This is a genomic window from Mycobacterium persicum, assembly GCF_002086915.1.
GTDB classification, from domain to species: domain Bacteria; phylum Actinomycetota; class Actinomycetes; order Mycobacteriales; family Mycobacteriaceae; genus Mycobacterium; species Mycobacterium persicum.
This window is the reverse complement of record NZ_MWQA01000001.1, coordinates 3,313,008-3,327,709: the sequence shown is the minus strand read 5'-3', so window position 1 is coordinate 3,327,709 and position 14,702 is coordinate 3,313,008. Positions and strand designations below refer to the sequence as shown.

General features: G+C 66.7%; 14 protein-coding genes and 1 pseudogene. 6 read left to right on the top strand and 9 right to left on the bottom strand.

The features are described 5' to 3' along the window. Positions 1-10 precede the first annotated feature (10 nt). Complete coding sequence (locus B4U45_RS15240) at positions 11-1,042, top strand: zinc-binding dehydrogenase (RefSeq protein ID WP_219859429.1); 1,032 nt, start codon at positions 11-13, stop codon at positions 1,040-1,042. Here B4U45_RS15240 and B4U45_RS15235 read toward each other — a convergent pair. Both B4U45_RS15235 and B4U45_RS15230 read right to left on the bottom strand, forming a co-directional pair. Beyond that, a complete protein-coding gene (locus tag B4U45_RS15235) occupies positions 1,032-1,916 on the bottom strand; it encodes an alpha/beta fold hydrolase (protein ID WP_075547947.1) in 885 nt (294 codons plus the stop codon). The two genes, B4U45_RS15240 and B4U45_RS15235, sit on opposite strands and share 11 nt — an antisense overlap. A 99-nt stretch (positions 1,917-2,015) precedes the next feature. Beyond that, positions 2,016-3,179 carry a sulfotransferase family protein gene (locus tag B4U45_RS15230; protein WP_089025210.1) on the bottom strand — a complete coding sequence of 388 codons (1,164 nt, stop codon included), beginning with the start codon at positions 3,177-3,179 and terminating at the stop codon, positions 2,016-2,018. Between the two features lie 99 nt (positions 3,180-3,278). On the opposite strand from B4U45_RS15230, the gene B4U45_RS15225 reads away from it, so the two are divergent. From B4U45_RS15225 to B4U45_RS15215, 3 genes and pseudogenes are all read left to right on the top strand, one after another. Then, positions 3,279-3,866 carry a TetR/AcrR family transcriptional regulator gene (locus B4U45_RS15225; RefSeq protein WP_075547949.1) on the top strand — a complete coding sequence of 196 codons (588 nt, stop codon included), beginning with the start codon at positions 3,279-3,281 and terminating at the stop codon, positions 3,864-3,866. After that, a complete protein-coding gene (locus B4U45_RS15220) occupies positions 3,863-4,975 on the top strand; it encodes a DUF1214 domain-containing protein (protein ID WP_075547950.1) in 1,113 nt (370 codons plus the stop codon). Before B4U45_RS15225 ends, B4U45_RS15220 begins: the two co-directional genes overlap by 4 nt. A 32-nt stretch (positions 4,976-5,007) precedes the next feature. After that, a pseudogene (locus B4U45_RS15215) lies at positions 5,008-5,199 on the top strand (hypothetical protein); the annotation flags it as partial. A 6-nt stretch (positions 5,200-5,205) separates the two neighbouring features. Here B4U45_RS15215 and B4U45_RS15210 read toward each other — a convergent pair. The 4 genes from B4U45_RS15210 to B4U45_RS15195 all read right to left on the bottom strand — a co-directional run bounded on the left by B4U45_RS15210 (position 5,206) and on the right by B4U45_RS15195 (position 9,103). Beyond that, a complete protein-coding gene (locus tag B4U45_RS15210; RefSeq protein ID WP_075547951.1) occupies positions 5,206-6,246 on the bottom strand; it encodes an LLM class flavin-dependent oxidoreductase in 1,041 nt (346 codons plus the stop codon). Then, on the bottom strand, positions 6,246-6,761 hold the full coding sequence (locus B4U45_RS15205; RefSeq protein ID WP_075547993.1) for an SRPBCC family protein: 516 nt from the start codon (positions 6,759-6,761) through the stop codon (positions 6,246-6,248). The genes B4U45_RS15210 and B4U45_RS15205 overlap by 1 nt, the downstream gene beginning before the upstream one ends. Before the next feature lie 125 nt (positions 6,762-6,886). Continuing rightward, positions 6,887-7,993, bottom strand: coding sequence for a fatty acid desaturase family protein (locus B4U45_RS15200; RefSeq protein ID WP_075547952.1), 1,107 nt, complete (start codon positions 7,991-7,993; stop codon positions 6,887-6,889). A gap of 27 nt (positions 7,994-8,020) precedes the next feature. After that, a complete protein-coding gene (locus B4U45_RS15195; protein ID WP_075547953.1) occupies positions 8,021-9,103 on the bottom strand; it encodes a ferredoxin reductase in 1,083 nt (360 codons plus the stop codon). A 69-nt stretch (positions 9,104-9,172) separates the two neighbouring features. On the opposite strand from B4U45_RS15195, the gene B4U45_RS15190 reads away from it, so the two are divergent. Next, on the top strand, positions 9,173-9,847 hold the full coding sequence (locus B4U45_RS15190; protein ID WP_075547954.1) for a TetR family transcriptional regulator: 675 nt from the start codon (positions 9,173-9,175) through the stop codon (positions 9,845-9,847). Here the strand turns inward: B4U45_RS15190 and B4U45_RS15185 are convergent, their stop codons facing one another. The 3 genes from B4U45_RS15185 to B4U45_RS15175 all read right to left on the bottom strand — a co-directional run bounded on the left by B4U45_RS15185 (position 9,848) and on the right by B4U45_RS15175 (position 13,070). After that, positions 9,848-11,968: a catalase gene (locus tag B4U45_RS15185; protein WP_075547955.1), complete on the bottom strand. Its 2,121-nt coding sequence runs from the start codon at positions 11,966-11,968 to the stop codon at positions 9,848-9,850. 84 nt (positions 11,969-12,052) lie between these two features. Then, a complete protein-coding gene (locus B4U45_RS15180) occupies positions 12,053-12,394 on the bottom strand; it encodes a hypothetical protein (protein WP_075547956.1) in 342 nt (113 codons plus the stop codon). A gap of 70 nt (positions 12,395-12,464) precedes the next feature. After that, positions 12,465-13,070 (bottom strand): GNAT family N-acetyltransferase, encoded by a 606-nt coding sequence (locus B4U45_RS15175; protein ID WP_075547957.1) that lies wholly within the window; start codon positions 13,068-13,070, stop codon positions 12,465-12,467. 177 nt (positions 13,071-13,247) lie between these two features. On the opposite strand from B4U45_RS15175, the gene B4U45_RS15170 reads away from it, so the two are divergent. Next, positions 13,248-14,333 carry a F420-dependent hydroxymycolic acid dehydrogenase gene (locus B4U45_RS15170; protein WP_075547958.1) on the top strand — a complete coding sequence of 362 codons (1,086 nt, stop codon included), beginning with the start codon at positions 13,248-13,250 and terminating at the stop codon, positions 14,331-14,333. The last annotated feature ends 369 nt before the right edge of the window (positions 14,334-14,702 follow it).

The window sequence follows — 14,702 nt, the reverse complement described above, 5'->3', positions numbered from 1 at the left end:
CGTGGCCACCATGCGCGCGGAACGCTTCTATGCCAACACTAAAAAGGTTGTGCTGGAAGACGTTCCGATACCCGAGCCCGGTGCGGGCGAGGTCTTGGTCAAGGTTGCCTTCTGTGGGATCTGCCATTCGGACCTGAGCCTGATCAACGGAACGTTCCCGACCCAGAAACCGGTGGTGACCCAGGGCCACGAGGCCTCGGGCACCATCGCGAAGCTGGGCCCCGACGTGACCGGCTGGGCAGCGGGGGACCGGGTGGTGGTCGCCGCCGGCCGGCCCTGCCAAAGCTGCCCCAACTGCCGCCGCGGCGATGTCGTCAACTGCCTGAGCATCCAGTTGATGGCTTTCGCCTACGACGGCGCGTGGGCCGAATACACCGTGGCGCAGGCCGCCGGCCTGACCCGGGTACCGGACAACGTTGCGCTGGAGCAGGCCGCGATCCTGGCCGACGCGGTGTCGACGCCGTTCGGCGCCGTCGTCCGAACTGGAAAGGTGGGGGTCGGCGAATCGGTCGGGGTCTGGGGTGTCGGCGGGGGGGGCACCCACATCGTCCAGCTCGCACGGTTGGTCGGCGCGGCACCGGTGATCGCCCTCGACATCAACCCGGCCGTTCTGGAACGCGCGCTGGAACTCGGCGCCGACTACGCGTTCGACACCCGTGACGACGGGTTGACCGACAAGCTCGCCGAGGTCACCGGCGGGCGGTTATTGGACGTGGCGTTCGACGCCGTCGGCCTGAAGGTGACGTTCGAACAGGCCCTGGGTGCGCTGACACCCGGCGGGCGGCTGGTCGGGGGGGGAATGAGCGCGGAGTCGCCGACCATCGGGCCGACCGTGATGTTCGGGGTGACCCGCAAGCAGGTGCTGGGGCACCTCGGTTACCAGAACGCCGACATCGAGACCCTGGCGAAGCTAGTTTCGCTTGGGCGCCTTGATATTTCGCGGTCGATCAGCGAGGTCGTCGCACTTGAAGACCTCCCGGCGGGCATCGAGAAACTGGAGCGGCAGCAGGGCAACCCGATCCGTATCCTGGTCAAGCCGTAAGGAACGCGCGCAGCCGGTCCAGGACCAGGTCGGGCCGCTGCTCGACGATCCAATGGCCGACGCCGTCGACCAGCTCGACCTCGAAATCGGTTGCGCGATCTTCGTATCCGCGCAGCAGGTTGGGCGTGATCACCGGGTCGCCGGTGCCGTGCAACCAGCGCACCGGCACGTCAACCCGCGTGTCGTCGTATTCACCGCGCAGCCAGCGCAGCATCTCCGTCGTCTGGAAGCTGCGGTACCACCGTGAGCCGGCTTCGGCGTGCCCGGGCTGGCGCATGCAGTCGACGTACATCCGGACGTCCTCCTCGGGCACGCGGAATCCGCCACCGACCCACGAGGTCAGCATCCGGAAGTAGCGGGCCTTGGGGTCGGCGATCAGCCGGGGCCCGATGACCGGCAGCGAGATCGGGATCTGGTACCAGAACCGCCACATGTGCCGCAGCATTCCGAGGTCGCGGCGCACCCACGGTGCCGAGGTGTTCAGCCCGAAGAAGCCGGTCACCTTGGCGGGGTGGCGCAGCATCATGATGAAGGCGGCCGGCCCGCCCCAGTCATGGGCGACCAGTTTGACCTTCTCGACACCCAGCCGGTCCAGCACCGTGGCCAGATCGTCGGCCATCTCGCTCTTGAGGTACCGGGAGCGCGGCGCCGAGCTCCAGCCCGCGCCGCGCAGGTCCGGGCACAGCACCCGGTAGCCGTCGGCGGCCAGCGGGCCGATCAGCTCGTGCCACTCCCACCAGTTCTCCGGAAAGCCGTGCACCAGCATGACCGCCGGCCCGTCGGCCGGCCCGGCGTCGGCCACGTGGATGGTGACGTCGTCGCCTACGTCGACAAACCTGTGTTCGACACCGTCCAGGGCGGGCATGGTGGTCATGTGTTGAGAAGGTAGCGCTTCCCCGACTCAGCCGGCCACCGAGCCTGTAATTTTGCAGGCCGCTACTCGAACTTCTGCTGCGGATTTACAGGCTCGGCGCTAAGTGAGAAACCGCTCGACATAGGGCGCGAAGCGGGCGCGCAAATCCTCCTCGGCAAGCCCGAACATCTCGCAGGTCGTTGCCACGTTGCCCAGTCGGCCGCGTCGGTGGCCGTCCAGGTAGCCGGTGATCGGCGTCCGTGCCGGTTCGTCGAACGGCTCGCCGGCCAGGGCGTACACCCGCTCGGCGACACCGAGCTCGTCGGCCATGAAGTCGTCGAATCGGATGTCGATCGAGCGCCGCGGACCGATGGTGTCGCGGTCGCGCACCAGCGCGGTGAGCATCCGGTCGAGCCGGTCCACCCAATATGCCGCAATCTCTGCCACCGGCACCGGCGAGCGGTGCATCCGAGCGGAATAGGTGATCATCGCCATCATCGACAGCGCCACCGGCACCGGGTCACGGTGAGTGAACACCACGATGCTGCCCGGAAAGACCCGATCCAGCACCGGCACCTGCTCGAGGTGCTGGGGCGACTTGAGCAGCCACCGCCGCCCGCCCCGCAGGAACTGCATCGCCTTGAGCTGCCTGGCCAGGTATCGGTAGTGCGGCGTTTGGTCGTGAGCCTGGTAGTAGTCGCGCCAGGCGGGCACGTGGGCCAGCGTCTCGAAGAGCATGGTCGAGAAGTCGTTGGCCAGCAGCTGAATCTCTTCGTGCACGTGATCGGTGGTCATCTCGTGCATCAGTGGGAAGTAGGGCATCACGGTGTTGATCACCGCCACCGCGACGTCCATGCGTGCCCGCCGCGGATCCGGCTCGACGCCGGCCTCGTGCGGCAGTGGAAAGGGCTCGACGCTTTCCCAGTACGGCATGGTGCGGAAGGTGGGCGCCGCCGCCAGCATGTTGTGCAAATGCGTGGTGCCGGTACGGGGCAGACCGGCGATGAACACCGGTGATTGCAGTTCGATGTCGTCGATCTCGGGATGCCTGGTGAGCAGGTCGGTGAACAGCAGCCGGTTCTTGAGCAACTGCAGCAGTTGCCCGTAGAAGTTCACCACCCCGGCCGCGTGTAGCCCGTCGATGTCACGCAGTGCGGCCAGGAAGACGTCGAGCCGTTCCCGGTAGTCGTCGTCGCCGAAATCATGCAGGCCGGTGTCGGCGCTGGCGCGCGCGTGCAACGCGTCGGCATCCAACGGGCATTGCGGGGCCATTGTGGCCATCATGTCGCGGATCTGCTGGGCCGCCGCGCTGAACCGGGGCTGAGCCAGGTCGTCGAGACCAACGACATCACTCACGCGACTTATGTTACTCTGAGTTTCGTAATGGTAGTCGATTTCGGCCGACCCCGTGATCCGCGGATCGATGCGGCGGTGCTTCGCGCGACGGTTGAACTGCTCGCCGAAACGGGCTATGCCGGGCTGCTGGTATCTGCCATCGCCGAACGGGCCGGCACCAGCAAGCCCGCGATCTATCGGCGCTGGCCCAGCAAGGCGCATCTGGTGCACGAGGCGGTGTTTCCGATCGGCGCCGCGACCGAAATTCCGGACACCGGATCGCTGGCGACGGATCTGCGAGACATGGTGCGACGCACGATGGCGGTCTTGGCGACGCCGGCCGCCCGCGCGGCGCTGCCCGGCCTGGTCGGCGAGATGGCGGCCGACCCGACCCTGCATGCCGCACTGTTGGAACGGTTTGCCGGCATCATTTCCGGCGGCCTTGCCTCTCGGCTCGAGAACGCCGCTGCCGCAGGCGAAATCCGGGCCGACGTCACCGCCGATGAACTGGTCGAGGCCATTGCCGGCAGCACCCTGCTAGGCCTGCTGACCCGCGGCGCCGAACTCGACGACGCCTGGGCGGACCGCACCACCACATTGCTCCTGAGCGGAATCCTGAAAGGAAAGCCTGAATGACGCACGAGTCGGCTACGGCATGGCGGGAATTGCTCGACACCTTGGGCGCCCTGGACCGCGGCTTCCTCGAGGGCGAGCGTGCGGTCACCGACGACCGGCACCTCGCCGACGGTTACCGGATGCTCGCCGCCACCCTGGGTGTCGCGTTCGACGCCTATCTCTTCCCCGAGCCGGGCCGGCCGCAGTTCGTCGCGGTCAACACGCCGTTTCGTCGCGACCGCCGCTGGGGCGGCGACAACACCGACGCCTATTACTTCATGTGCCCGGTCGATCCGACACGGCGCTACCGGATCGGCGGCAACAAGGGTGACAGCGCGTATTTCTCGGTGACCGCCTACAACGAGCCCTTCCCCGGCGCGTGGTCGGACCGGGTCGTCGCGATTGTCCGCGACAGTGACCTCGATATCGACGCCGACGGCAACTTCTCCTTCGAGCTGGGTCCCACACCCGATGCCGCCGTGCTGATGACCCGTGACTACCAGGCCGACCCGCTGACCGGTCGCCCGGTCACCTGGACTATCGAGGCGCTCGACGCGCCGGACCCGATACGCCACGGCGACGCCGAGACCGCCGCAAGGCTGCGGGCGGCGGCCACCTGGATGCGCACCATGTTCGCCATCGTGCCGCTGGCCGTCGGGGACAGGGCCCGTGACGCGCATCGGCTTGGACACGAGACCGCCCACGTCGCAAACCAATTCGCGGCTCCCTACCAGGTGCCCGACGCCAACTTCGGCTGGTCGGCGCGCGATGCCTGCTACTCCTACGGCAGTTTCGTGCTCGACGACGACGAAGCGCTGGTCATCACCCACCGGCCGCCGCAATGCCGGTTCTGGAATTTGGTGGTGTGGAACCAGTTCATGGCCACCTACGGTCCCGCCGAGGGCCCCGATGCCCGCTGCTCCGTCAACGGTCACAGCGCGATGGCCAATAGCGACGGCTCGGTGACGATCGTCTTGTCCCGCGGGACGACGGCCCATCCGAATTCGCTGACCACGCTGGGCTATCCGCAAGGCAACCTCGCCTTCCGGTGGTTTCTGGCCGACGAGCTGCCGACCCGGCCCGAGGTGAAACTGGTGCCGGTCGCCGACGCGCCGACCGGCGTGGGCTGAAGCTAAGCCTGGATCCGTGGATGCAGGCTAAGCTGCAGCAGATGATCCTCGGTGGTGATCCAGCTAATTTGACCGGCCAGGGTCTTGTAGACAATGTGCAACGGTTCGTGCAGTCGCTTCCCGAAAACGACCCGAGGACCGCGTGGTTGCGCGGCCAGGTTGCGGATCTGCAGGCGCATGTGAAAGACATCGACTACGCCCGTACCCATTGCAGCACCGGCGAGGTAGAACTAAACCTCCCGGACCAGCTCGATGGCCCGGCCGAGCGTCGAAAGCTTGGCATCGAGTGTGCCGCCCGCGGGATAGAGCCGCACCGTGTTCACACCGGCGTGCCGCCACACCCCAAGGCGGGCCCGGACCATGTCCTCGGTCCCGATCAGCGTGGTGGCCAGCACCATCTCGTCGGTGATCGACGCGACGGCGCGGTCGCGGTCACCGCGCTGCCAGTGCTCGCGCACCGCGGCGGCAACGTCAGCCCAGCCTTGCCGGCTGTAGGCCCGGTTGTAGTAGTTGGTGCTGGCGGACCCCATGCCGCCCAGGCTGAATGCCAGCTCCTTCTTGCGGCCGGCAACCATGCCGCGCAGCTGGTCCTGGTCCTTGGCGAATGCGACCTCGGCGCCCTGACAGATGTCGATGTCGGCCCGGGTGCGACCGGCGGCAGCCAGCCCGCTATCCAGGTGCGCGAAGTAGGCGCCGGCGGCGCCTTCCGGCACAAAACTGGTGCCCAGCCAGCCGTCGGCGATCTGTCCCGTCAACCGCAGCATCGCCGGGGACAACGCGGCCAGATAGATCGGGATGGCGTGCTCGGGCCGCGTCGACAATCGCATCGGCACCGCCTCGCCTCCGGGGCGCGGAATCTGAAACTCGTTGCCGGAGTACGAGATTTTGCCGCCAGCGAACGCTTGCCGCACGATGTCGACGGTTTCGCGCATCCGCGCCAGCGGCCGGGCGAACGACACCCCGTGCAGGCCCTCGATCACCTGCGGCCCCGAGGCGCCCAGGCCTAGCAGGAACCGCCCGCACGACAGGTTGGACAGCGTGATCGCGATCTGGGCCACCGCAACGGGCGATCGGATGCCGAGTTGCAGTACCCCCGAGCCCAGCAGCATCCGTTCGGTGCGCGCGGCAAGGTATCCCAGCGCCGACGGCCCGTCCGCACCCCAGGCCTCGGCGACCCAGCAGACGTCCAGTCCCAGCTTTTCGGCCTCGACGACGAACTCGACGGTGTCTCGGCCAGCCGTGGACAGCTCGACCGTGGTGGCGGTGCGCATTAGCGGACCCCGTGTTCGGCCAACCTCTTGATCGCGGCCAGCGTCTTGTCGATCGCGGTCTCGAACTCCCGCAACCGCACGAAGACGATCTTCTGTTCCTTGTCGGGCATCGCGTCGATGGCGCGCGACAACCCCGAGCGGCCCGGCCCCATCTGCGTCCAGTAGGTCAGCAGGGTGCCTCCGTCCCGGGGTGTCAGCCGGAACCGCCAGATGGCCGAGGGATTGTCGGATTCGCCTACTGCCCAGGCGAATTCGTGTGGCTCATCGCAGCTGACAATTTGTGAAGTGGTGCTCCATTCACCGAAGGCATCGTGCCGGTTGTGACCGACGAACCGGGCGCCGATCCGGGGCCCGGTGGCCTCGTCGACCCATTCCACCGCTTGCAACTCGTTGCTGAGGGTCGGCATCAGCTCGACATCGCAGACCAGACTCCAGACGCGCTCGGGATCGGCGTCGATCCACGTCGAGGCTTCCACGGTTGGCTTGTCTGCATAGCGCGCGCCGGTCCACTCCACGGGCCCATTGTCCTCCAGTTGGGCTGTTGTGGCCCCCGCGCTGACCACTTTGTTTCGCATCGAGCCTGCGCCCAGCGCTTCGCGCTGCGCGCAGGCTCGGCGGCGTCACCGCAGGCTCGGCGGCGTCATGCCGCTGACAGCGCGACCGCTTCCCGCGCGGTGGCCTTGCGCCGCGCCGGCCAAGACCCCAGGAAGGCGAGCTTCACGATCTTGCGCACCACGGTGGCGAACTGCTTGGGCAGCGGGCCGCTGTTGTAGGGGATGCCGTAACGCTCACAGATCTCCCGCACCTCCGGGGCGATCTCGGCGTACCGCCGGGCCGGCATGTCGGGGAACAGATGGTGCTCGATCTGATGCGACAAGTTGCCGGACAACAGATGAAACAGCTTGCCGCCGCTTAGATTTGCCGAACCGAGGACCTGGCGGAAGTACCACTGACCACGGGACTCGTTCTTGGTTTCCTCGGCGGTGAACTCCTGAGTGCCGTCGGGGAAGTGGCCGCAGAAGATGATCATGTACGACCACACGTTGCGCATCAGGTTGGCCGTGAGGTTGCCCGTGAAGACGAACGGCGCGAACGGTCCGGCCAATAGCGGGAAGGCGACATAGTCCTTGAGGGTTTGCCGGCGCGTCTTCTTCCAGATCTCCCGCAAGACGTCGCGCTTGTCGGCCAGCCGGATCTCACCGGCCCGGATGCGCTCGGACTCCAGTTCGTGCAGTGCGACGCCGTACTGGAACAGCACCATCAACAGGAATGCGTAGACCGGGTTGCCCAGGAAGTAGGGCTCCCAGGGCTGGTCGTCGCTCATCCGCAGGATGCCGTAGCCGATGTCGCGGTCCATTCCCACGATGTTGGTGTGGGTGTGGTGCAGGTAGTTGTGCGAATGCCGCCATTGGTCGGCCGGGCAGGCCGTGTCCCACTCGAAGGAACGCCCCGAGATGGCCGGGTCACGCATCCAGTCGTACTGACCATGCATGACGTTGTGGCCGATCTCCATGTTGTCCAGGATCTTCGACACCCCGAGCATGGCGGTTCCCAGCAGCCACGCCGGCGGCAGGAACAGCAACACTCGTCCGCCGACCTCTAGGGCGCGCTGCGTCTTGATGACCCGGCGGATATAGTCGGCGTCTTCTTCACCGAGATCCGCCATGACGCGCTCCTTGATGGCGTCGAGTTCGCGGCCGAACGCGTCGGCCTGTTCGGGGGTGAGGGTGATCTTGTTGAGTGTCATGTCAGAACTCCTTGAGATGTTTGGGGGTTATAGCGCGAGGTCGACGTCGCCGACGGGAACCGAGACACAGATCTGCACGTCCTCGTCGGGACCCGTGGAAACGGCCCCGGTGACCAGGTTTCGCACCGTGCCCGAGGTCTTGCGCCGGGTGCAGGTGTGGCAGATGCCCATCCGGCAGCCGCTCTCGGGTGTCAAGCCGGCCGACTCCGCCTGCTCGAGCAGCGAGCGGCCGTCGTCGACGACGTCGATACCGCTGTCGGCGAAGGACACTCGGCCGCCCGAGGGGTTCGCCGGCGCCTCGAACACCGGAGGCACGAAGCTCTCGGTGACGACGTTGTCACAGTGCTCGCGCACCGCCTCGACCAATGATGTTGGGCCGCAGACGAACACCGCATCCGGCGTCGGCATGGCCATGGCCAGGTGGTCGGCGCCGAAGCGGCCCACCAGATCACCAGCGCCGGAGCGGGTGTAGCCGTGCAGCACTCGCACACCCGGCAGTTCTTTGTGGGCGGCCAACTCCTCGCGATAGCACGCCTCCGCAGGCGTGCGCGCGTAGTGCACAAAGGCGACTTCGCCCTGATGACCCTCGGCAACCAGCGTGCGCAGCATCGCCATGACGGGGGTGATGCCACTGCCGCCGGAGACGAGCAGCACCCGGCGCGGCCGCTGCGCCGGCAACACGAAGTCGCCGCCGACCCCGGCCAGGCCGACCACCATGCCGCGGCGGGCACGCTGGTACAGGTAGGTCGAGACCAGCCCGCCGTCGTGGTGGCCGATCGTCAGCTCGAGGGTCGGGCCGCCTTCGGCGTTGGCCGGTGAATAGCAGCGGGTGTGCCGGCGACCGTCGATGTCGACGGTGAGGTTGACGTACTGGCCGGCCTTGACGGTGTTGGCGTCGGTGAAGGTGCCGTTGGGAGCGAGGGTGAGGGTGACGCTGCGCGGCGTCTCGCGCCGCACCTCGATGACCTTGGCGCGGGCCTCACCCAACGTCCACGTCGGCGCCACCAGCTCGGTGTAGCGGTCGACGCCGTGCGGACCGGTGAGCAGGTCGACCAGGTCGGAACCCAGGACTCGCTTCGCAACGGCTTGGCTGAGCGTTTGAGTGAACATATGTACACGGTGCGCCGGGATCTAGCTGTTCGTCAAGGGTTTCCGCAGGTCTGTGGTAGGGTTCACACAGTGAACGACCGTACTCCTAGCTCACGCTCACATCGGTCCGGCCAAGGCCGGGCCCGCGCCACCGTGTCGCGGGAGGAACGCAAGGAAGCCACCCGGCGCGCCATCGTCGCCGCCGCGCTCAAACTGCTGCAGGACCGCAGCTTCAGCGGCCTGAGCCTGCGCGAGGTGACCCGGGAGGCCGGGATCGTGCCGGCGGCGTTCTACCGGCACTTCGAGTCAATGGAGGCCCTGGGGCTGGTCCTGATCGACGAGTCGTTTCGCACCCTGCGTGACACGTTGCGCGGAGCGCGCGCCGGCAAGCTGGACCCGAACCGGGTGATCGAGTCGTCCGTGGAGATCTTGGTGGGCAGCGTCGCCGACAGGCGCGAACACTGGCGTTTCATCGTCCGGGAGCGCTCCACCGGACTATCGGTGCTGCGCTACGCCATCCGCACCGAGATCCGGCTGATCACCTCCGAGCTGGCCACCGACCTGGCCCGCTTCCCGGGGCTCAACGAATGGAGCACCGAGGACCTCAACATCTTGGCGACACTGTTCGTCAACGCGATGATCGTCATCGCCGAGGCGATCGAGGACGCCCAGAGCGCCGAAGCGCTGCAGGAGATTCATCGAATCGCCGTCAAGCAGCTGCGGATGATCGCGATCGGTGTCGCCGGCTGGCAGAGCAAGTCCTGATCAGGCGGGCACCGAGTCGGTCTCGCGTTCCCACACACGGTGCTTGGCAAGGACTTTGGTGAATGCCTCGACGAAGTCGTCGGACAGGTCGTCGGCCGCCGCCTTGGTCGTGACCACCCCGTTGGAGACGAAGGCGTCGGTGCTCGCGGCGGTTTTCTCGGTTATCCCGGCCTTAGGCAGCAACTTGACGCCCGCACCGAAGGCCCCCACCGCCTTGAGGTGCTTGTAGGCCTCCGTCACGAAATGCATCGCGTAGCCGTCCTCCGACAGGGTCTTGACGGCGTCGGGCCCGCACGGCACCACGACCGCGTCGTAGAGGACCGACGACATGGTGGTGATCGCCCGGTCAACCGGGAGTTCGCCGCCGGATCCGCCGGCTAGCGTGCCACCTGCCTTGGGCGCCAGCACTTCTGCGACGGCGCCGCGGTTGCGGATCGCGTCTATGAAGCGCTGGGTTCCCACCACGTCGACGCCGTCGGCGGCCAGCACGGCGATCTTGCGGGTCTCGATACTGTCGGTGACGGTGTTGAGTTGCGAAAGCGCTGGGGAGGCAGGCATTTTATCGCCCGCCCTGTCCAAGAACGGCTGTTCTTCGGGCGCGGGCAGCCCTAGTTGTCCGGCGACCCGTACCGCCAGGTCGTGGTCGACGAGGTTCAGCTGATCCACCACGCGCACACGGATGTCCGGTGTTTCCACCTTGCCTAGCTCGAAGGCGTACGCGGCGACAATGTGTTTGGCCTCGACGGCAGACATGCTCTTCCAGAACATCCGGGCCTGGCTGTAGTGATCCTGGAAGCTTTCGGCCCGCTGGCGGATCTTATTGCCGTCGACTTTCTGGGTGTAGTGGCGGAATACGTTGTGGTCAGCCAGCGCCGGACAGCCGCCACCCAGGCTGTTCTTGTAGTAGCTGGACCTGCCCTGCGGAATCGTGTGCTGGCCATAGCCGTCGCGCTGGTTGTTGCGGACGTCGGCGACCGGCCGATTGACCGGCAGTTGCGCGAAATTGGGGCCGCCCAGCCTGATCAGTTGGGTGTCGAGGTAGGAGAAGTTACGGAACTGCAGCAGTGGATCGTTGGTGAAGTCGATTCCGGGTACCACGTTGGCGGTGTGGAAGGCCACCTGCTCGGTTTCGGCGAAGAAGTTGTCCGGGTTGCGATTAAGCACCATCTTGCCCACGCGGCGCACCGGAACCTGTTCCTCGGGAATGATTTTGGTGGCGTCGAGCAAATCGAACTCGAAGTTGAACTCGTCACTTTCGGCGACCAGCTGCACTCCCAGCTCCCACTCCGGGTACTGGCCGGCCTCGATGGCTTCCCACAGGTCGCGCCGGTTGAAGTCGGGGTCCTTGCCGGCGACTTTCTGGCACTCGTCCCAGATCAGCGAGTGCACACCCAGGCGCGGCTTCCAATGGAATTTCACAAACGTGCCTTCGCCTTGGGCGTTGACCAACCGGAAGGTATGCACGCCAAAGCCTTCCATCATCCGGTAACTGCGCGGCAGCGCCCGGTCCGACATCAGCCACATGATCGTGTGCAGCGTCTCCGGCTGCAGCGACACGAAATCCCACAACGTGTCGTGCGCCGACTGCGCCTGCGGAATCTCGTTGTGCGGCTCCGGCTTGACGGCGTGCACAAAATCCGGGAACTTGATGCCGTCCTGGATGAAGAACACCGGGAAGTTGTTGCCGACCAGGTCGTAGTTGCCTTGATCGGTGTAGAACTTGGTGGCGAATCCGCGGACATCGCGCACCGTGTCCGCCGATCCGCGTGACCCGGCCACCGTGGAGAACCGCACGAAGACCGGCGTCTGCTTACCCGGTGTGGTGAGGAACTGCGCCGCGGTGTAGTCGGCAAGCCAGTCGTCATAGGGCTCGAAGTACCCGTAGGCTCCGGCGCCTCGGGCATGCACCACCCGTTCGGGGATCCGTTCATGGTCGAAGTGAGTGATCTTTTCCCGGGCGTGGAAATCCTCGAGCAGGGTGGGCCCACGTTCCCCCGCGGTGAGCGCGTCGTCGGTGTGGTCGACTCGCACGCCCTGCTGAGTGGTCAGATATCCGGTGCTCCCGGCTACCCGGCAGTCGTCAAGCTGCCGCTGCTTCGGGTTACCGTCGTTGGCTGCCATTCGTCCCTCCAGCGTTAGGAATTCCAGACTTGGGTACCCGGCCGCGGCCGTGGCAAACGACGGGTCCGCACTGCCGCGGAGCCGTCACTGGTCATCCACGACCTCGAACAACGAGCCGCCGTCCTCGGGCGTGCCGTCGATTTGGCCTCGATGGGCGCGCCCGGGGCCGTCCTCTTCCCACCCGCCGTCCAGCCGGTCCGGCTCTTCGGCGGCGAGTCGGTCGTCGAGGGATTGCCCTTCGCGCTGCTCGCGCGCCGTCATCCCGAACCGGTCGGCCTCGCTCCAGTGCTCGGGTGGGTCCACCACGATGTCGCCGTCGTCGTTGCGGAGCTCGTCGGAGTCGGTGGATTCGTTCGGGTTGAGCGTGTCGCCGGGGCCGCCTTCCTCGGGGAAGTCCGCGGGATCGCTCAGCTCGCCGGTAGCCATTGGCAACGGTTGCCCGCAGCGTCCACCCGCTAAACCGGCCCGCCGAACCTGCTCGGGCCGGGCGGGATGCTCAGCGGGGTTCGCGCCACATCGGCCAGATCGGCGGCCCGCCGTGCGGCAGCATGATCTCGCCGGTGACGGTGAATCCGAAACGTTGGTAATAAGGGATGTTTTCGGGTTTCGAGGACTCGAGATAGGCCGGGCAGAACTCGGCGTCACAGCGGTCCAGCCGCGACCGCATCAAGGCCTGACCAAAGCCGCGTCCACGCACGCCCGGGTCACTGCCGATGACGGCCAAGTACCAGTGCGGTTCTTCGGGATGCGCGCGCTTCATCGCCTCCTGGACGGCGCGTGCGGTCGCTCCACGAAAGCCGAACACCCGCAAGAATGCCGGGGTCATGGCCAGCTCCGCCCGGCGGGTCTCCCGCCATTGATTCGGCGGATCCCACAGGGCGGCGGCGCCGACGCCGGCGCCCTCGCACGCCACCTCGACGCCGCCGCGGGGCAGATGGTGGTGGCGGGTCATCGTCGCGAACACCCGATGCAGGTGCGCGAGCCGGGACTTGTCGTGGGGAAGCAACCACCTCATCACCGGGTCGTCATAGAAGGCGCGGGCCAGGGTTCGGGACAGAACGCGGATGTCGGCCTTGTGCGCTGGACGCGCCTGGGGGGTCACCAGCCCAAACTAGTGGTAGCGCCGACGGATCGGCCAATCCACCTCCTTGCGTGCCCGATCGGCCATGCCAGTTCGGACCAGCCCCGTGCGCAGCGGTGCGCCGACGACTGTCGCAGCCCGGCCGGCGTGAGGCAAGCTCGATGGTGTGACAGGTCGCGTGACGGGTAGTCGGAGCCGATGACCGGCATCTCGCGACGGACGTTCGCCCGACTGGCCGCCGGAACCGGCGTGCTGGGGACCGGCGCGATATCCGCCGGATGCGGCACCCGGGGCGAGTCGACCGGCCCCACGCCGTCGCCGGCCAGGGGCATTGGAGTCGTGTTGTCCCACGAACAATTCCGCACCGATCAGCTGGTGGCGCAAGCCCGGGCCGCCGAAAATGCCGGGTTTGGGTACGCGTGGACCAGTGACCACCTTCAGCCGTGGCAGGACAATCAGGGTCACTCGATGTTTCCCTGGCTGACCCTGGCGTTAGTGGGTCAAAGCACCACCCGTATCTCGTTCGGCAGCGGGGTGACCTGCCCTACCTACCGCTACCATCCGACCACGGTGGCCCAGGCATTCGCCTCGTTGGCAATGCTGAGTCCGGGCCGGGTGTTCTTGGGGCTCGGCACTGGTGAGCGACTCAACGAACAGGCCGCCACCAACACGTTCGGCTCCTACCGGGAGCGCCACGACCGGCTGGTCGAGGCCATCAGGCTGATCCGCCAGCTGTGGAGCGGTGAGCGAATTTCGTTTGACGGACGTTATTTTCAGACGAACGCTCTAAAACTCTACGACCTGCCCGCCACGCCACCGCCGATCTTCGTGGCCGCCAGCGGTCCCAACAGCGCGGAGCTGGCCGGCCGGCACGGGGACGGTTGGATTACCCAAGCCGGCGACCTCAAGAATCCGCGGCTGCTCGCCGCGTTCGCCGCGGGCGCACAGGCCGCCGGGCGTGACCCCGCGAATCTCGGCAAGCGTGCCGAGCTGTTCGCTGTCGTCGGTGACCACACGGCGGCCACCCGGGCCGCCGGCCTGTGGCGATTTACCGCCGGGGCCGTCGATCAGCCGAACCCGGTGGAGATCCAGCGTGCCGCCGAGTCGAACCCGATCGAAAAGGTGCTCGCCAACTGGGCCGTCGGCACCGACCCGTCGACCCATATCGGTGCGGTACAGGCGGTGATCGATGCCGGTGCCATACCGTTTCTGCACTTTCCGCAGGACGACCCCACCGTCGCCATCGAGTTCTACGGCGCAAACGTCTTGCCCAAGTTGCGCTAGCGAATCGGACGGGTGCGCACCGCCCCCGCAGGGATCCGAATGCTCTCGTGCCCGCCTATGCGCGACAATTCTGTTGCGAGCCTGGGCTTGTCGCTACTAGGCGGGCACAACCAGTAGCGCCTTCCCCGCAGACTCCTGTGGTACCCGGAGACTCCTGTGGTAGATGTGACTTCCGCCCCGGCGCGCGGTCACCGGCCCAGCCGGCTCCCCTCGGCCGATCCGAGGCCCACGCCCAAATACTGCGGCGTTGCTTAGCCAGCCTAAGCCGAAGTGCCTACCCGACAACGCAAATCGGCTCCATCGGAGCCGTTTGAACATCGCGCGGGTGGGTAGCTCAATGGGTGTCGCTACTGATACCGACGGAGGGAG